General features: G+C 74.3%; 14 protein-coding genes. 4 read left to right on the top strand and 10 right to left on the bottom strand.

What is annotated here, in order from left to right; all coding sequences use genetic code 11:
• Positions 1-180: 180 nt before the first annotated feature.
• Positions 181-1,050, bottom strand: coding sequence for a 16S rRNA (cytidine(1402)-2'-O)-methyltransferase (gene rsmI, locus ACZ7RU_RS03680; protein WP_470339331.1), 870 nt, complete (start codon positions 1,048-1,050; stop codon positions 181-183).
• A 106-nt stretch (positions 1,051-1,156) separates the two neighbouring features.
• On the opposite strand from rsmI, the gene ACZ7RU_RS03675 reads away from it, so the two are divergent.
• Positions 1,157-2,938, top strand: coding sequence for a dolichyl-phosphate-mannose--protein mannosyltransferase (locus ACZ7RU_RS03675; RefSeq protein WP_470339330.1), 1,782 nt, complete (start codon positions 1,157-1,159; stop codon positions 2,936-2,938).
• 187 nt (positions 2,939-3,125) lie between these two features.
• Positions 3,126-4,883, top strand: a complete 1,758-nt coding sequence (locus ACZ7RU_RS03670) for a penicillin-binding transpeptidase domain-containing protein (protein WP_470339329.1) — start codon at positions 3,126-3,128, stop codon at positions 4,881-4,883.
• A 285-nt stretch (positions 4,884-5,168) separates the two neighbouring features.
• On the opposite strand, the gene ACZ7RU_RS03665 is transcribed toward ACZ7RU_RS03670, so the two are convergent.
• From ACZ7RU_RS03665 to ACZ7RU_RS03650, 4 genes are all read right to left on the bottom strand, one after another.
• Positions 5,169-6,602 carry a glycosyltransferase 87 family protein gene (locus tag ACZ7RU_RS03665; RefSeq protein ID WP_470339328.1) on the bottom strand — a complete coding sequence of 478 codons (1,434 nt, stop codon included), beginning with the start codon at positions 6,600-6,602 and terminating at the stop codon, positions 5,169-5,171.
• A 128-nt stretch (positions 6,603-6,730) separates the two neighbouring features.
• Positions 6,731-8,290, bottom strand: a complete 1,560-nt coding sequence (locus ACZ7RU_RS03660; protein WP_470339327.1) for an amino acid permease — start codon at positions 8,288-8,290, stop codon at positions 6,731-6,733.
• Between the two features lie 199 nt (positions 8,291-8,489).
• On the bottom strand, positions 8,490-9,176 hold the full coding sequence (locus tag ACZ7RU_RS03655; RefSeq protein ID WP_470339326.1) for an ABC transporter: 687 nt from the start codon (positions 9,174-9,176) through the stop codon (positions 8,490-8,492).
• The gene (locus ACZ7RU_RS03650) at positions 9,173-10,024 is read right to left on the bottom strand and encodes an ATP-binding cassette domain-containing protein (protein WP_470339325.1); all 852 of its coding nucleotides are present in this window, start codon (positions 10,022-10,024) and stop codon (positions 9,173-9,175) included. The genes ACZ7RU_RS03655 and ACZ7RU_RS03650 overlap by 4 nt, the downstream gene beginning before the upstream one ends.
• Positions 10,025-10,187: 163 nt before the next feature.
• Here ACZ7RU_RS03650 and ACZ7RU_RS03645 point away from each other — a divergent pair, with 163 nt between their 5' ends.
• Both ACZ7RU_RS03645 and ACZ7RU_RS03640 read left to right on the top strand, forming a co-directional pair.
• Positions 10,188-11,516: a VWA domain-containing protein gene (locus ACZ7RU_RS03645; RefSeq protein ID WP_470339324.1), complete on the top strand. Its 1,329-nt coding sequence runs from the start codon at positions 10,188-10,190 to the stop codon at positions 11,514-11,516.
• Between the two features lie 2 nt (positions 11,517-11,518).
• Positions 11,519-12,400, top strand: a complete 882-nt coding sequence (locus ACZ7RU_RS03640) for a peptidase (protein WP_470339323.1) — start codon at positions 11,519-11,521, stop codon at positions 12,398-12,400.
• 63 nt (positions 12,401-12,463) lie between these two features.
• On the opposite strand, the gene ACZ7RU_RS03635 is transcribed toward ACZ7RU_RS03640, so the two are convergent.
• From ACZ7RU_RS03635 to ACZ7RU_RS03615, 5 genes are all read right to left on the bottom strand, one after another.
• A complete protein-coding gene (locus ACZ7RU_RS03635; RefSeq protein WP_470339322.1) occupies positions 12,464-14,083 on the bottom strand; it encodes a DUF2079 domain-containing protein in 1,620 nt (539 codons plus the stop codon).
• A 44-nt stretch (positions 14,084-14,127) separates the two neighbouring features.
• Positions 14,128-15,330 (bottom strand): glycosyltransferase 87 family protein, encoded by a 1,203-nt coding sequence (locus tag ACZ7RU_RS03630; RefSeq protein ID WP_470339321.1) that lies wholly within the window; start codon positions 15,328-15,330, stop codon positions 14,128-14,130.
• A 370-nt stretch (positions 15,331-15,700) separates the two neighbouring features.
• Positions 15,701-16,564 (bottom strand): ABC transporter permease, encoded by an 864-nt coding sequence (locus ACZ7RU_RS03625; RefSeq protein ID WP_470339320.1) that lies wholly within the window; start codon positions 16,562-16,564, stop codon positions 15,701-15,703.
• Positions 16,551-17,318 carry an ABC transporter ATP-binding protein gene (locus ACZ7RU_RS03620; protein ID WP_470339319.1) on the bottom strand — a complete coding sequence of 256 codons (768 nt, stop codon included), beginning with the start codon at positions 17,316-17,318 and terminating at the stop codon, positions 16,551-16,553. The genes ACZ7RU_RS03625 and ACZ7RU_RS03620 overlap by 14 nt, the downstream gene beginning before the upstream one ends.
• The coding region (locus ACZ7RU_RS03615) for an elongation factor 1-alpha C-terminal domain-related protein (protein WP_470339318.1) at positions 17,306-18,234 on the bottom strand (929 nt) is incomplete at its 5' end. The genes ACZ7RU_RS03620 and ACZ7RU_RS03615, both read right to left, overlap by 13 nt.

Genomic DNA, 18,234 nt, shown 5'->3' with positions numbered 1-18,234 from the left:
AAATGCCCGGACCGCCCCGGCCGACGCCCCACTTGTGAAGACTTGGACGCGGGTTGGGGAGCCCTATACGCAGGGCCTCCCAGGACCGGAAACCGCGACCGAAACTTCAGCTCGGCGGGTGTTTACCGAGGCCTTCTCTCCACGGTACGACTCCCCGGGGGCAACGCAACCCCCGGGAGTTCACCGCTTCCCCGGGCCGCCCTCGAGGCCCTCCCGCTTCGCCGCCACGACCGCGTCGAAGACCTCGCGCTTGGGCAGCGCGAGCTCCACCGCGACGGCCGCGATGGCCTCCTTGCGCCGCTCCCCGGCCTCCTCGCGGAGGGCCACCAGCCGGGCCAGCTCGGCCGGGGTCAGCTCCTGGGGCGCGGCCGGCGGGGCGCCGGCGACCACGACGGTGATCTCGCCCTTGACGCCCTCGGCCGCCCAGGCCGCCAGCTCGCCGAGCGGCCCGCGCCTGACCTCCTCGTAGGTCTTGGTGAGCTCGCGGCAGACGGCGGCCGGCCGCTCCGGCCCGAACGCCTCGGCCATCGCCGTCAGCGCCTCGGCGATCCGGTGCGGCGCCTCGAAGAAGACCATGGTGCGCGGCTCGGCGGCGATCGAGGCGAGCTGCCGGGCCCGGTCGCCGCTCTTGCGCGGCAGGAAGCCCTCGAAGGTGAAGCGGTCGACCGGCAGGCCGGACAGCGCGAGCGCGGTGAGCACGGCCGAGGGCCCGGGCACCGCGGTGACCTTGACGTCGGCGGCCACGGCGGCGGCGACCAGCCGGTAGCCGGGGTCGGAGACCGAGGGCATGCCGGCGTCGGTGACCAGCAGCACCCGGGCGCCGCCGAGCAGCGCCTCGACCAGTTCGGGCGTGCGGCCGACCTCGTTGCCCTCGAAGTAGGAGACCACCCGCCCGGCCGGGGTCACCCCGAGCGCCTGGGTGAGCCGGCGCAGCCGCCGGGTGTCCTCGGCGGCGATCACGTCCGCCGTCGCCAGTTCGTCGACCAGCCGGGGCGGGGCGTCCGAGACGTCGCCGATGGGGGTGCCTGCGAGAACGAGTACTCCTGTCACGGTCCCCATCCTCGCAGCTGTGGAGCGCCCGGGGTTTTTGGTGACGATTCGGTCAGCTTCCGAGGGAGCGGACACGCGTACGAAGAGCGCCCCTACGATGTGGCGGATGAACGGCGACACGGCGGCGCAGACGCCCACTGGTACGGACCACTCCGCGTACGGCGGCGTCGGCCTGCCGTCCCCCCGCTCACCGCAGGCCGGACCCGCCGGCTGGCGCGACCGCCTCGCCCGCTACGGCTACGCCGCCCGCCCCACGGCGACGCTCACCGAGCGCCTGGCGCCGCCGATGCCGGACGGCCCCCGGGTGACGCCCCGGGACGTGCCGCAGTCGCCGCTGCTGCTGCGGCTGGGCGTCTCGCTGCCGCAGGGCCTGTGGTTCTTCCTCTGCCGCTGGGCCGGCTGGCTCGGCCCGGTCGCGGTGGCGGTCTTCGCCGGGCTGCTGCGGTTCACCGGCCTCGGACAGCCGCACGCGATCATCTTCGACGAGACGTACTACGCCAAGGACGCCTACGCGCTCTGGCACGGCGGCTACGAGATCAGCTGGCCGGAGGACGCCAACGCCACGATCATGACGCCGGGCGCGGCCGTCCCGTACCGGCCGACGCCCTCGTACGTGGTGCACCCGCCGGTGGGCAAGTGGATCATCGGCGCGGGCGAGCAGCTGTTCGGCATGAACCCCTTCGGCTGGCGGTTCGCGGTGGCCCTGCTCGGCACCCTGTCGGTGCTGATGCTCGCCCGGATCGCCCGCCGGATGTTCCGCTCCACCCTGCTGGGCTGCGTGGCGGGCCTGCTGCTGTCGGTGGACGGCCTGCACCTGGTGCTCAGCCGGGCCGCCCTGCTCGACCTGGTGGTGATGTTCTGGACCCTCGCCGCCTTCGGCTTCCTGCTGCTGGACCGCGACCGCACCCGGGCCCTGCTGGCCCGGCGGCTGGGCGGGGTCGAGGACCCGCGGCTCGCCCAGCGGCTGAACCTGGGCTGGCGCCCGTACCGGATCGCGGCCGGCGTCTGCGTCGGCCTGACCTGCGCCACCAAGTGGAGCGGCCTGTACGTCGCGGCGGCCTTCGGCCTGATGACCGTGCTCTGGGACGTCGGCGCCCGCCGCCTGGCCGGCGCCCCGCACCCGTTCCGGGCGGTGCTCGCCCGGGACGTGGTGCCGGCCTTCGTCTCGGTCGTGGTGGTCCCGGTCGCGGTCTACGTCGCGTCCTGGTGGGGCTGGTTCGCCAGCAGCACCGCCCCCGGCCAGGGCGGCTGGGGCCGGGACTGGGCGGTCGGCCGGTCCACCGACTTCCCGTGGATACCCGAGGCCCTGCGCTCCCTGTGGCACTACCACTCGACGGTCTACGACTTCCACGTCGGCCTGAGCGACCCGCACACCTACCAGTCCAACCCGTGGTCCTGGCTGGTGCTGGGCCGGCCGGTGTCCTTCTACTACGAGTCCCCCAAGTACGGCCAGGCCGGCTGCACCGCCGCCGACTGCGCCCGCGAGGTGCTGGGCATCGGCACCCCGCTGCTGTGGTGGACGGCCGTCGCGGCGCTGGCCTACTGCCTGTGGCGCTGGGCGGCCCGGCGGGACTGGCGGGCCGGCGCCCTGCTCTGCGGCCTGGCCGCCGGCTACCTGCCCTGGTTCGCCTACCAGCAGCGGACGATCTTCCTCTTCTACGCGGTGGTCTTCGTCCCGTTCCTGGTGCTCGCGGTGACGATGCTGATCGGCGCCCTGATCGGGCCGGCCGGCGCCTCCCGGGACCGCCGGCTCATCGGCTCCGCGGCGGCCGGCCTGCTGGTCCTGCTGATCGTCTGGAACTTCCTCTTCTTCTACCCGCTCTTCACCGGGCAGACCATCCCGCTGGAGGACTGGCGCCGCCGGATGTGGTTCAACACCTGGGTCTGATCCGCCTCCGGGCCCGCACCGCGTTCCCGCGAATCGTCCGTACGCGGTGCACAACACGTACCAGATCCGTCACAAGTCCCGGGCGATTCGCCGACGCACCGATCCCGGCTGCCTAGGGTGGGGGGGTACTGCGTTTCCGGCCCCGGCCGGTTGCGCCCGGCCGCGAGACCCCTGGGGGAACTGCACCATGCGCAGTGGCGCGAAGATCGGCATCATCACCGGCGTGTCCATCGCCGTCCTCGCGGGCGGCGGCTACGGCGCGTACAGCCTGATGAACGACTCCGGCGGATCCGAGGGCAAGAAGCCCCGTACGGTCGTCGCCGAACCGCCGTCGGCCGAGCAGGCGGCAGCCGGCCTGAAGGACTTCCTGGCGGCCTGGGCGGCCGGCGACATCGCCAAGGCCGCCTCGCTGACCGACGATCCGGCCGCGGCCACCACCGCCCTGACCGCCTTCCGGGACCAGGTCAAGCCGAGCGCGCTGACCCTCACCCCGTTCGGTCCGACCACCCAGCAGGTCTTCTCCGCCGCCACCGGCACCCCCGCCCCGGCCGCCAAGCCGTCCGCCGCGGCCTCCGGGACGCCCGGCACGCCGGGCGCCGGCGACTCGCCGTCCCCCACCGCCGCCCCCGGGCCCACCGGCACGCTGATGTCCTACAAGGCGCGCGCCGAGTTCGCGGGCACCAACCGGGCCTGGGACTACCAGGGCTTCCTGGGCGTCGTGAAGATGAGCGACAACACCCCGGCCGTGCACTGGGCCCCGTCGGTGATCCACCCCCACCTGTCCGGCAACGAGACCATCGCCGTCCAGCCGGTCTTCTCCCCGCCGTCCACCGTGGTCGACCGCAACGGCAAGCCGGTGCAGGGCGCCTCGCTCACCCCGGCGCTGATGACCACCCTCCAGGAGAACGCCAACAAGCTGCTGCCGCCGGACCCGAACAAGGACCAGGACGCGGGCAGCGCGGTGGTGATCTCCGACCCGTCCGGCAAGGGCTCCCAGGACAAGCTGTTCACGATCGTCGAGCCGAAGCCCGGCAAGCCGTTCAAGGTGACCATCGACAACACCCTCCAGGCGGCCGCCGAGAAGGCGATGACCGACCTGGGCGGCAAGCCCGGCTCCATCGTCGCGATCGAGCCGAGCACCGGCCAGGTGCTGGCCTTCGCCAACTCGCCGGCCAACGGCCAGAACCGGGCCTTCACCGGGCTGCTCGCGCCGGGCTCGACGATGAAGATCGTCACCTCGGCGTCGCTGCTGGAGGCCGGGGTCAACCCGGACACCGTGGTGGCCTGCCCGGAGAAGAGCGGCAACGCGCACCCGATCCCGAACTCGTTCCCGGGCGCCTTCCCCAACAACACGCTCCAGCAGGACTTCATGATGTCCTGCAACACGGCCTTCATCAACCAGGGCCTGGCCAGCCTCAAGCCCGAGACGCTGTCCGGCACGGCCAAGGACGTCTTCGGCATCGGCCTGGAGTGGAAGACCGGCCTGCCGAACGCCGACGGCAAGGTGCCGGCGACGCCGGGCAGCAAGGACGAGCAGGCCATGAACTACATCGGCCAGGGCAAGGTCCAGATGAACCCGCTGGCCATCGCCTCGATCACCGCCACCGTGCAGAACGGCGAGTTCAAGCAGCCGGTCCTGGTCGCCGAACTGCCGCAGCAGAAGGCCGCCCGCCCGCTCTCCCCGGACGTGGACGCCAAGCTGAAGGCGATGATGGCGGCCACCGCCACCGGCGGCACCGCCAAGGACGTGATGGCCGGGATCAGCGACAACGCGGGCGCCAAGACCGGCTCCGCCGAGGTCGCCGGCGTCGACGTCACCAACAGCTGGTTCACCGCCTACCGCGGCAACATCGCGGTGGCCGCCGAGGTGCAGGGCGGCGGCCACGGCGTGGACGCGGCCGGCCCGGCCGTCGCCTCCATCCTGAAGGCCGCCGGCGGCCGCTGAGCCTCCGCGGCAGCACCCGGCCCGAGTCACATCCCGCCCCGAGCCGAAGGGCGCGCCGGCGTCGAAAGGGAGAAGCGACCAGCGACGAAGGAGCGCCGGAGCGCCGACCGTCGACGCCGGGTCAAGAGCGCCCGGAGGCGAGCGGGCGAGTCACATCCCGCCCCGAGCCGAAGGGCGCGCCGGCGTCGAAAGGGAGAAGCGACCAGCGACGAAGGAGCGCCGGAGCGCCGACCGTCGACGCCGGGTCAAGAGCGCCCGGAGGCGAGCGGGCGAGTCACAGCCCGCTCAGCCCCGCGGCAGGGCGGGCTGCGGCCTTCCCCGCACCCGGCGGGGCGGGACCGGGCGCCGGCTGCTCCAGCGCCGCGCCGCCAGCCGCGGCCAGATCAGCAGCACCGCGGGCAGCGCCAGGTACCCGAACCGCCCGGCCGGGGCCAGCATGAAGGCGATCGCGAGCCCGGCGGCCAGCAGGTCGGCCGCGGCGATCGCGGAGACCGGCGGCCGGGCCAGCAGCCAGATCGCCACCGCGACCAGGGCCATGGTCATCAGCGCCAGCGAGATCGCGTGCCCGGTCGGCCCGAAGCCGGCCAGCACCTTGCCGGGCAGCGGGCTGCCCGCCGGGGTGCGGATCGCCGTCATCCCGAGCGGGAACCGCACCACCTGCTCGCGCAGCGCGTCCGCCTGGGCCAGCACGGAGGGCAGGATCACCAGCGCGCTCACCCCGACCCCGATCAGCGCGGTCCGGGCCGCGGGCCGCCGGCCGTACAGCCGCCACAGCAGCAGGACGGCGACCGGCAGCGCGGGCCAGGCCGTCCACTTCAGGGTGCAGGCGAGGGCGAGCACCAGCCCGGCGCCGACCGTGCGGTCCCGCTCGGCGAGCGCCATGGCCAGGCAGCAGACCCCGATCAGCGGCAGGTCCACCCCGCCGACCACCAGGGCCAGCGCGATCAGCGGCGAGGCGGTGAGGACGGCCAGCGGCAGCAGCGGCGCCCGCGGGCCGCTCGGGCCGGGGCCGGAGGGCCGCAGCAGCCGCCAGGCGGCCAGCAGGCAGGCGAAGAAGGTCAGCGCGAACCAGATCCGGGCGTCCCCGGCGACCCGCGCGAAGGCGGTGGAGTCCCCGAGCAGCTGGCGCGGCATCCCGAACAGGGACATCGCCGGCAGGTACGGGTTGTAGTCGGTGACCACCACCGGGTGCGGCAGGTACGCGGTGCCGGTGGTGAGCAGCAGGTGGGCCGAGCGTTCGACCACCATGACCTCGGACTGGTGGCGGCCGTGCAGGGCGAGCAGTCCGAGCGGGACGAGGACGGCCCCGACGAGGGCGACGGTCGCCGCCGCGTGGGCCGCGAAGCGGCGCGGCAGGGTCAGGCAGAGCAGCCCGGCCAGGGCGTAGGCGGGGGCCGCGATCAGGCCCCAGAGCCGCTGGTTGGGCAGGTCGGAGACGAGCGGGAAGGCGGCGGCCCAGCCGGCCGCGACCAGGCAGCCGAGCAGTTGGACGGTCCGCGTCGAGGAGAGCCTCGCGAGCCTGGCGGGGTTCAGCCGATCGGGCGTGGGCGGAAACGTGCTCTCACCACGCTGACGGGGGAACGGCCGCGTGGAGAAGCCGCGCGGCGGCCGTCCGGATCTGGACGACGCCTCGGTCGTGGAGGTCTGGGCCGGCGTTCTGCTGCGGCCGGTGAAGCGGCCGCGCGGGCGGGAGAAGCCGGGCGTGCGGGTGCTCACCATGGTGGAAGGTTAGGGGTGCGGGCCGGGCCCTGTCGCCATGGCGTAGGACACCGGACGGGCGATGGCGTGAAAAGGGCCGCCGGGTGCCTCGGCGGTCGGCGGCCCTTCACGCGGGGTTTGCCTTCGGGTCAGCCGACGGCGCTGTCCGAGGACACGGACTGCCGCTCGGCCTGCTCCAGCCGGGAGTGCTTGATGCTGTAGCCGAAGTAGACGACCACGGCGACGACGAGGGCGATCGCGCCGGCCCGGAAGGTGTCGGCGTGCAGGCCGGTGATCAGGTAGGCGCAGAAGCCGACGCTGATCAGCGGGACGACCGGGTAGCCGGGCACCCTGAAGCCGCGCGGCAGGTCGGGCTGGGTGCGGCGCAGCACGATCACGCCGATCGAGACCACCGAGAAGGCGATGAGCGTCCCGAGGCTGGTGATGTCGGCCAGGATGTTCAGCGGGACGAACGCGGCCAGCGCGCCCACGCCGAGGCCCACCACGAGGGTGTTCCACACCGGGGTGCCGCTGCGCGGGGAGAGCTCGGCGAAGCGCTTGGGCAGCATGCCGTCGCGGCCCATCGAGTACAGGATGCGGGTCTGGCCGTAGATCACCACGAGGGTGATGCTGAAGATCGAGATGATCGCGCCGACCGCGAAGAGCATCGCGGGCCAGCTCTGGCCGGTGATGTCCTGGAGGATCTGGGCGAGGCCGGCCTCCTGGCCGTCGAACTTCTGCCAGGGCTGGGCGCCGATGCCGGCCAGGGCGACCAGGATGTAGAGCAGGGTCACCACGACCAGCGAGATGATGATCGCCAGCGGCAGGGTGCGGCGCGGGTTCTTGACCTCCTCACCGGCGGTGGACACGGCGTCCAGGCCGATGAAGGAGAAGAAGATGCTGGACGCGGCGACCTGCACGCCGCCGATGCCGAGCGGCATGAACGGGGTCAGGTTGCCGGAGTGGAAGCCGGTGAACGCCACGCCGACGAACAGGATCAGGATCAGGATCTTGATCGCGACCATCGCCGCGTTGACCTTCACCGACTCGCTGACGCCGCGGATCAGCAGGACGCAGACCATGGCGACCAGCAGCAGCGCCGGCAGGTTGAACCAGTGGCCCCCGCCCGGCGCGCCGGACAGCTGCTCGGGGATGGTGACCCCGAAGGCCAGGTCGAGGAACTTGTTCAGGTACTCGGCCCAGCTGACCGCGATCGCCGAGGCGGAGACGCCGTACTCCATCAGCAGGCAGATGCCGACGCCGAAGGCGACGCCCTCGCCGAGGGTGGCGTAGGCGTAGGAGTACGAGGAGCCGGAGACCGGGATCGCGGAGGCCATCTCGGCGTAGCAGAGCGCGGTGAGTCCGGCGGTGATCGCGGCGATCACGAAGGACAGGATGACGGCCGGGCCGGCCGAGGGCACGGCGGTGTTCAGCACGAAGAAGATGCCGGTGCCGATGGTGGCGCCGATGCCGATCGAGGACAGCTGCCACAGGCCGATCGAGCGGCGCAGGTGGATGCCGGAACGCCCGCCCTCCTCGGGCGCGCCGGCCGGGAGGGCGTCCTTGCCTTCGGACTCGGCGATCAGTGTCGAGACGGGCTTGCGTCGCAGCAGACGCGCACCAATGGTGTTGCTGGCCAAAACTGCGGTCCTTCTAGGCGGGGGAGGGTGTCCTGGCAGCTGGTCACCCGGAACCCTTCCGGGTGTCATCGGGGGATCAACCGAACAAACATGGGACAGTACCCGGCGAAAGCACCAGTGTCGCAAACGAACAGTCCCAACCGGCGCATTGTCCGAATTGGCGCATAGTGCTGTACAAACCGGACACTTCGTAGACGGCGCTTCTACCACTCGGTGGCTGAAGCGGCAGGTCAGCGCCCTGCGGCGGCTCCGCCCGCCGCTGCGCCCGTCACTCCGGTCGGCGCCCGGCCAGCGCCGCCGCCCCCGCGCCGACCGCCGCCAGCAGGACGGCGGCGGCCAGCAGGCTCGCCCACGGCACCGCGATCCGACCGGTCCGGGCCGCCGACACCAGCCGGCGCACCGCCGCGTTGGCCGGCGAGACCGGCACCACCAGCAGCAGGACGGCCAGCGCCAGTGCCGTCGGGATGCCGTACTGCGGGCGGCCCAGCACCGGACGGTTCGCCAGCGCCCCGGCCAGCACCCCCAGCAGCGCGCAGACCACCGAGGCCGCCAGCCCGGCCAGCACCGCCGCCCCGGCCGCCGGCTGCCGCTGCGCCCCCGGGCCGGCCACCGCGCCGCTGGTCCACCACACCACCGCCACCTGGCCGGCCGCCAGCACCAGCGACACCGTCAGCGCCGCCAGCAGCGCGCCCAGGTGGACCCGGACCGGGCCCGCCGCCGCCACCAGGCAGGCCCGCGAGGCCGGCGGCTCCGCGTTCAGCGCGCTGCGCACGTACCAGGCGCTCACCGGCAGGAGTGCCCCCGCGCCGAAGCCCAGGCCGCCCAGCAGCGGGTCGCCCACCGGCACCCCGACCACCAGCAGCAGCGCGTACGCCAGGAACGGCGGCAGCCAGGCGTGCGAGCGCAGCAGCAGCTCCAGGTGGTACCTGGTCAGCGCACCGGTCCGCGCCGTCACCGCTTCCCCTCCCCGCGCCGCCGCACCGCCAGCACCCGGACGGCCGGGCGGCCCAGCAGCAGCCTGCGCAGCAGCGCGTCCGAGTGCGCGGCCGGCACCGCCAGCCGCACCGCCGTCCCGGCCAGCGCGGTGACCTCCGGCGCCCCCGGCAGCAGCGGCGGCAGCGGGGCACCGTCCTCGACGTCCACCTCGACCTCCATCACCGGGCCGTCCGGCACCGGCTCCCGCGCCCCGTCCTCGACGGCCCGCAGCCCGCCGTCCGCGCCGACCCGGTACGCGGCGGTGGTCAGCCCGGCCAGCCGGGCCGGGTCGTGGTCGACGAACAGCACCGTGCCGCCCGCCGCCGCCCGCTCGGCGGCTGCCTCGTCCAGCACCGCCCGGGCCTGCGGGTCCAGCCCGGTCCACGCCTCGTCCAGCAGCAGCACCCGCGCCTCGGGGAGCAGCGCCTGGGCGACCGCGATCTTCTGGCAGGTGCCCTTCGACAGCCGGCTCAGCGGCGTGCCCGCCCGGTCCGCGACCCCGAACCGGTCCAGCCACTCCCCCGCCCGCCGCCGCGCCCGCTCCGCCGACAGCCCGTGCACCCGGCCCACCCGGAGCAGGTAGGAGGTGGCGTCGAAGGGCAGCGCCGGCGGGAAGCGTTCGGGCACGTACGCCGTCGGGCCGGGCCGCAGCACCCGCCCGGTGCTCGGCCGCTCGATCCCGGCGACCAGCCGCAGCAGGGTCGACTTGCCGCTGCCGTTCCGCCCGGCGATCCGCACCAACTCGCCCGGCCCGGCCGCCAGATCGACCCCGCGCAGGATCCACCGCTCCCGCCGCCCGTACCGTTTGCCGACCGCCGTCAGTTCCATCGCACCCCCGTCGCCGCCGCCTGCGTACGGAAGGCTATCCAGCCGGGGTAAGCGCGGCGTCAGCGAATTCCTCGTCCGCGCGCCGGAGTTCACGCCTCGGCTGGTCGAGGCACGATCCGGACTCGTTTCGCCATGGCGAACTGATGCTCCCTAGGATCGGCGGGTGACTACCGGACGACGACCACAGACCAGGCTCGGCAGCCTGATGGCGGCCCTGGCGATAGCCGGCGCCTCGCTGCTGCTCGGCCTGCCCGCCCATGCCGACGAACCATCAGCCGGCGCCGCTCCCGCCACCAGGGAGGCCCCCCGGGTCGACCTCGTCCTGGATGTCAGCGGCTCCATGCGAGAGGCGGACATCCAGGGCAAGAGCCGCATATCGGTGGCCCAGCAGTCGCTGAACGACGTGATCGACGCGCTGCCCGCGGAGACCGAGTTCGGCATCCGCACCCTGGGCGCGACCTACCCCGGCAACGACAAGGCCCAGGGCTGCCTGGACACCAAGCAGCTCTTCCCGGTCGGCAGAACGGACAAGGTCGAGGCCAAGACCGCCGTGGCCACCCTCCGGCCCACCGGCTTCACCCCGATCGGCCTGGCCCTGCGCGGCGCCGCCCAGGACCTCGGCAAGGGCGAGACCACCCGCCGGGTGGTGCTGATCACCGACGGCGAGGACACCTGCACCCCGCCCGACCCCTGTGACGTCGCCCGCGAACTCGCCTCCCAGGGCATCCACCTGGTGGTCGACACCCTGGGCCTGGCCCACGACGACAAGACCCGCCAGCAGCTGCTCTGCATCGCCAACGCGACCGGCGGCACCTACACCGACGTCCGCACCCAGGAGCAGCTCACCGACAAGGTGAAGCAGCTGGTCGACCGCTCCAACGACACCTACACGGTGGCCCCGGTCAAGACCGCCGGCACCGACAGGTGCGAGAGCGCCCCGGTGCTCGCCCCGGGCGTCTACACCGACCGCGAGAAGTTCTCCGAGCACCGCGTCTACAAGGTCCCGGTCAAGTCCGGCCAGGAGCTGCGCGCCTCGGTCAGCGTCGCCCTCGACCGCCCGGTGGCCCGGGACTACGGGGTGCTGCTCCAGGCGACCAGCGCGACCGGCCAGGAACTGGTCCGCGGCACCGACGCCGGCAGCGGCCGCACCGACGTGGTCTCCACCGGCCTGCGCTGGTCCACCGACGACTCCAAGGGCTACGTCACCGCCGGTCCCACCCCCTCGAAGGGCTCCAAGGAGAAGCCGGAGACCACCGTCTGCCTGGTCGTCAGCAACTCGCTGGCCCCGCAGGCCGGCGTCCTCGCCGACCCGGGCCTGCCGCTGGAGCTGACCGTCGACCTGACCTCCGCCTCGCCCGCCCCGGAGGGCGCCGCGATGGGCCTCGGCCGCGGCTGGATCCTGCTGCTCACCCTCACCCTGGCCGGCCTGGCCTTCGGTCTGGTCCTCGGCTGGATCGCGCGTTGGCGGATCGCCGTCTGGCGGGAGAACTGACCATGCGTACGACGCTTCGCGGCACCCTCGCCGCCCTCGCCCTGCTGCCCGCCCTGGCCCTGAGCGCCCTGGGCGCCCCGGCCGCCTCGGCCGCCTCGCCGTCCCCCACGGCCGGCGCGAAGGGCACCCCCGCCCCGGCCACCAAGGCCGGCACCTCCTTCCTGACCGCGGTCAACCTCTCCCCCGGCCAGGACGCCAAGGTCTCCGTCTCCACCGGTGACTACCTGTACTGGGCGTTCGGCGCCTCCGAGGGCCAGACCCCGACGGTCGACCTGACCGTCGACCTGGCCCCCGCGGCCGACCGGCACGGCCCGCAGACCTGGTCCGTCGAGGTCTTCGACGGGCTGCGCCGCCGCCAGTCGTGCACCGCCGGCACCCAGAACGCCACCGCCGAGCAGAGCGCCGCCACCCTGGCGCTGAACTGCACCCTGCGCGAGGTCCGCACCTGGGCCGAGCCGTGGTCCGGCGACCCGCTGCCCGGCACGTACTACGTGCGGCTGTCGGTCAGCGACGCCCCGCAGCCGGACCTCGGCCTGGCCTCCTCGGTCCGGCTGCACGTCGCCGCCAAGGGCGACGCCGACAACGCCCAGCCGGAGGGCGGCGAGCTCAAGGCCCCGCTGGTCCCGCCGGTCGGCGGCGGCGCGAGCACCGCCAAGGCGGCCGCCCCGGTGGCCGAGGAGGAGCACTGGTACACCGGCTGGTTCTCCGGCTGGAACAGCCGCTGGTACTGGACGATCGGCGGCGGCTTCCTGGCCGCGCTGGCCGGCGTCCTCGGCTACAAGCTGACCCGGCACCCGCGCGGCCGGCGGCCCGGCCACTACGGCGCCGTCCCGCCCCAGGGCTCCCCGCAGAGCGGCAGCTACGCCGGCTCGGACCGCCCCTGAGTCACCCCGGAGGGCCGGCCGGACGTCGTTCCGGCCGGCCCTCCGGCACGTCCGGGGCCGGGCTCAGCCGCGGAACAGGTTGTGCCCCACGTCGGACGGGACCTCGTCCTGGACCGGCTTGTCGCCCGGCCCCGGCACGTGCTCGCCGGGGACCGGCCGGTCGCCCTCCCGGTGCAGCAGCACGACCCCGTCCTCGGCCCACAGCTGCCGGTAGCCGTGCGCCAGCAGCAGCTGGATCCGCTCGGCCTGCTCCTTGTCCGTCTTGAACGGGAAGGACCGCTTGTCGCCCCGGGTGAGCACGTACTCGCGCCCGCGCGGCGTGCCGTCGACCAGCACCACGTCCGCCCGGGCGGTCAGCCGCGGCGCGATCTGGTTGTCCGCCTCGACGGACGCCCCGTCCGGGATCAGCGCGGCCGCCCGCACCAGCGCCGCCTCGCTGGTCTTCGGCGCCCAGGAGGACGGCAGGGCCAGCGGCGCCAGCCCGATCGGCACCGCGGCCGCCAGCGCGATCCCGGCCGCGCCGAGGCCCAGCCGGCGGGCCCGCCGCACGGTCCGCTCCGGCCGCCCGGTGGCGCTCAGCCGGCCCAGCACCTCGAGCGAGGCGGTGAGCAGGACCGGCCACAGCAGCGAGTCGTAGTGCCGGGCGATCGACCAGTGGTTGGGGTTGCTGGACAGGATCCGCTCGGCCAGCAGCGGCAGCGCGCACAGCACGGTGGCCGAGCGCAGCGGCAGCAGCAGCGCGGTGCCGAACAGCCACAGCAGCAGCAGCGGCTTGAGCGGCTGGTCGAACGCGGCCTGCACCAGCAGGAACGGGTCGTGCAGCAGGTTGCGCAGCGCGTCGCCGCCGTCCGTGCCGAGCGAGCCGTAGTTCCAGTAGTAGCCCGGCTCCCCGCCCATCGCCGGGATCAGCCAGGTGATGGCGGCCACCGAGGCGACCGGCCCGCCCAGCAGCAGTCCCAGGCCGGTGGAGCGGCCCGCCCGGTCGCCGGTGCGGCGGGTGCGCAGCAGCAGCACCAGGCCGTACGCCGCGACCATCAGGCCGAGGTCCTCCTTGGTGCAGCACAGCAGCCCGGCGGCGAGCAGCACCGTGCCGTACCGGCGGGCCAGCCCGCGCTCCAGCATCAGCAGGGTCAGCGGCACCGCGAAGGCGACCTCGTGGAAGCCGACCCGGGCGGCGACCAGCAGCGGCCAGCCGAGCGCGTGGACCAGGCCGGCCAGGTCGGCGGCCCGGCGGGCGGTGCGCGGCTCGGCGCCGGCGAAGGCGTACCCGGCGATCCGCCGGATCAGCGGCACCCCGGCGGCGAACAGCAGCGACTGGCCGATGATCAGCGAGCGCGGGTCGTCCCAGACCCAGTACAGCGGCGCGAGCAGCGCCAGCACCGGCGAGAAGTGGTCGCCCAGCAGCGAGAAGCCGGGCGGGAACTCGTGGTGGAAGCTCTTCAGCGTCGAGACGGGCAGCCCGAAGTGGGCGTAGCCGCGCACGCCCTGGTCGAAGATGCCGAGGTCGAAGCCGCCGAGCGACACGGACGTCCAGCCCTGGAGGCCGATCGCACAGGTCACCGCGAAGCAGAGCGCGGTGAGCAGCGCGGTGCGCCGGGCCGGGCCGAGCAGCACGGCCGCGGCCAGTCGGCGGGTGGCGGGCCCGGCGGCGGCCGGCGGCGGGGGTGCGGTCTGGGTGGTCACGTCAGGTCTGATCCGTCCGGGTCTGGGTCCGTGGGTCCGGGCCGTCAGGTCCGGTTCGTCAGCTCGGGGTCGCGGTCCGCCCTGTCGGCCGACAGGGCCCGGGCCCCGCCACCGGTGGCCTCCACGGCCTGCCGCCGGGCGCGGTGGAGCCGTACGCCCAGGACGACCAGGACGGCGATCGCGATCGGCGGGTAGATCGCGCCGGGCAGCTGCCAGTACCAGGCGACCCCGCGGCCCCAGCGGTGCGGCACCGTCCACATGACGTGGGAGAGGAACACCAGCAGGGCCAGGCCGAACAGCACCTTCCGGGCCCTGGTCCTGGCCTCCACCGCCAGCAGGGCGAGGAGCGGGACGCACCAGACCCAGTGATGGGTCCAGCTGATCGGCGAGACCAGCAGCGCGGTGAGGGCGGCGCAGACCGCGCCCCAGGCGTCGGCCCGCCGCAGCACCCGGGCCGAGCGCCCGACCAGCACCGCCACCCCGAGCCCGAACGCCCCGACCAGTGCCGAGGCGACGAGTCCGACCGGGCCCGGGTCGTTGACGTCGAGCAGCCGGCAGACGGCGCCGCGCAGCGACTGGTTGTCCACCAGGACGGTCACCCCGACCCGGCTCGGGTCCCAGAGGTAGTTGGTCCAGAACCCGTACGAGGCGTCCGGCAGTACGGCCCAGCCGATCAGGCCCGCCGCCAGGAAGGTGCCGGCCGAGACCAGGGCGGCCCGGACCCGGCCGGTCAGGAACAGGTAGACGGCGAACAGGCCGGGGGTGATCTTGATGGCGGTGGCCAGGCCGATGCCCACGCCCTTGAAGCGGTGGCGGTCCGGGCGGGTGAGGTCCCACAGGACCAGGCAGAGGATGCCGAGGTTGACCTGGCCGTACTGGAAGGTGGTGAAGACCGGCTCCAGCCAGATGCCGAGGCCGGTCGCCAGGATCACCACGGCCGCGCGGTGCTGCCGGGGCCAGCCGGCCAGCTTGAGCGACAGGTGCACGGCCGCGGCGAGCAGCGCGTAGTTGAGGAGCATCACCAGGACGCGCAGGGTGCTCACGTCGAACCAGGTGCTCGGCACGAAGAGCATCGCCGCGAACGGCGGGTAGGTGGCCGGCAGGTCCCAGCCGGGCAGCCGCATCGCGTACAGGTCCTCGCCGCGGACGACGGCCTGGCCCTCGGCCCGGTAGACCAGCATGTCGACCATGGTGGCGCCGTGGGTGTGCCGGAACCAGGCGAACACCGCCAGTGAAAGCGCCGCCACGCAGGCCGCCGGGAGGGTCCAGGAACTCGGTCTTCCGGTTTCCGCCGCGCCGCCGGATTCCTCCGGGCCCGTCCGCCGCCCCCACCGTTTCAGACCGAGCTCGCGCACCGCGATGGCACCCCGTTGAGATAGACCAGATCGTTCCCTCGTCAGCGTCTGGGCCCACCCACCATAACCGACCCCTCCGAGCCCCCGGCCGCGTCGGAAACGGGTCCGGGAGGGCGATGTGACCTCCCCCACAGCGGGCCCGGCGCGGCTCCGGATCGGGCCCGGATCCGGGCCCGATCCGGGCTGACCGGGGTCTGATCAGGGCTTGATCAGGGCCGGAAGCCCAGGACGCGGACTCCCGGCCTGCCCCGGCCACGGCACCTCACGGCGCCGTCAGCCCCCGTTGGCGCAGGGCCCGGCGGCGCAGGGGCGCGAACACCGCCGACTCGACGAGGACGCCGACGGCGAGGATCACGGCCGTCGCGGCCAGCACCTGGCTGAGGTGGCCGGCCTTGCGGCCCTCGTCCAGGAGGCGGCCGACGCCGGGCAGCGGGGTCGCGGTGATCAGTTCGGCCGTCATCAGCGCGCGCCAGCCGAAGGTCCAGCCCTGTTCGAGGGCGCTGAGCAGGCCCGGGAGGGCGGCCGGGAGCAGCACGTGCCGCACGTAGGCGGGACCGGCGGCGCCCATCGAACGGCCGGCCCGGCGCAGCAGCGGCGGGACCTGGTCGAGGGAGGCGAGCGTCCCAGCGGCGATGGCCGGGACGGCGCCCAGCAGGACGACGGTGTACACGGCGCGCTCGGAGTTGCCCAGGCCCACCACGGCCACCGGGACCAAAGCGGCGGCGGGCAGGGCCTGGATCGCGCTCAGGACGGGGGCGATCGGGGTGCGGACCACGGGCACGGCGGAGAGCAGCAGGCCCAGCGGCACCCCGATCGCCGCCGAGGCCAGGAAGCCGGCCAGGCACCGCCGGAGACTGCCGAGCAGGGCGGGGGCGAGCGCCCCGCTCGACCAGGCGGCGGCCAGGTCGTGGCCGACGGCGGCGGGCGGGGGCAGGGTGGCCGACAGGTTCAGGACGCAGACGAGCTGCCAGAGGCAGAGCACCAGCGCCACGGCCGACAGCGGCCCCGCGGCGGCGGCCGTGCGGCGGCGGCCGCGGTCGCGGGCCGTACCGCCGGGGGCGGTGCGACGCGGTGGCGCCACGGGGCGCGGGCGCAGGACGGTGAGCGTGTTCTCAGTCGCGGGCATGGCGGCGGACCTCCTCCCCCAGTCGCTCGGTGATCTCGTGGACGAGGGAGGCGACGCCCGGGCTCTCGGCCCGGCGCGGGTACGGGAGGTCCACGGTCCATTCGTGGGCGATCCGGCCGGGGTCGGCGGACAGCAGGACGATGCGGCTGCCCAGGCGGGCGGCCTCCTCGACGCTGTGCGTCACGAAGACGACGGTGAGCCGGTGTTCGGCCCGGACCCGGATCAGCTCCTGGTGGAGCAGGTCCCGGGTGACGGCGTCGAGGGCGGCGAACGGCTCGTCCATGAGGAGGCAGTCGGCACCCTGCGCGAGCGCCCGGGCCAGCGCGGCGCGCTGCCGCATGCCGCCGGACAGCTCGTGGACCCGCCGCTCGTACGCGTCTGCGAGCCGGACGGCCGCGAGCAGCCGGGCGGCCTCGGCCCGGCGCTCGGCCTTCGGCACCTTGGCCAGGCGCAGGGCCAGCTCGACGTTGCGGCCGACCGTCAGCCAGGGGAAGAGGGCGTGGTCCTGGAACATCACGGCGGGCCGCCGTCCGGGCACGGTGACCCGGCCCGCCGTCGGGCGGTCGAGTCCGGCCATGAGGTTCAGCAGGCTGGACTTGCCGCAGCCGGAGGCGCCGAGGAGGCAGACGAACTCCCCGGCCTCGATGCGCAGGTCGATCCCCTCGACGGCGGGCGGCGCGGCGGCGCCGAAGGACTTGGTCACGCCTTGGAGGTCGATGACGGCGCTGGTGGCGGCCACGGTCAGAAGTCCCATCCGTCGTCGTCCCGCTCCGGCGCGGCCGTGGCGGCGGTGAACGAGTCGCCCGCCATGCCGGCCGCCAGCGTGGTGCCGTCGGCCGGGTCGATCAGCAGGAAGGAGCCGGTGCCGCGGGAGCGGGCGTAGGCGTCCAGGGCGAGCGGCTCGGCGGTACGGATCACGACCCTGCCGATGTCGTTGGCGACCAGTCGGTCCGGCGCCGGGTGCTGGGCGAGGTCGTCCAGCACGAGCCGGGACGGGATCTCCTGGACGATCGCCTTGACCGTGCGGGTGGTGTGCTTGAGCAGGACGCGCTGTCCGGCCGTGAGCGGCCGGTCGGCGAGGTGGCAGACGGTGGCCGTCACCTCGCGGGTGGTCGTGGGCGCGGCGGCGCTCGGGGCGATCAGGTCGCCCCGGGAGACGTCGAGGTCGTCGGCGAGCAGGACGGTCGCGGACTGCCCGGCCCGGGCCTCCTGGACCGGCCGGCCCAGTAGGTCGATGCCCGCGACGGTGGTGGTGTGGCCGGAGGGCAGGACGGTCACGGTGTCGCCGACGTGTAGGACGCCGGAGGCGAGTTGGCCGGCGTAGCCGCGGTAGTCGGGGTGTTGTTCGGTCTGGGGGCGGATGACGTACTGGACGGGGAAGCGTGTGGGTTCGGTGGCGGGGTCGGTGCCGACGGGGACGGTTTCGAGGTGTTCGAGGAGGGTGGGGCCGGCGTACCAGTCCATGTGCGCGGAGGGTTCGACCACGTTGTCCCCGGCCAGGGCGGAGATGGGGACGGCGAGGACGTCGGTGATGCCGAGGGAGGCGGCGTAGGCGGTGAATTCGGCGGCGATGGCGGCGAAGACGGGTTCGGCGTAGTCGACGAGGTCCATCTTGTTGACGGCCAGGACGACGTGGGGCACGCGTAGGAGGGCGGCGACGGCGGCGTGGC

The sequence above is a fragment of the Kitasatospora sp. NPDC114501 genome, assembly GCF_055633695.1.
The sequence above is the reverse complement of the archived record's forward strand: the minus strand, read 5'-3'. Positions and strand labels throughout refer to the sequence as shown.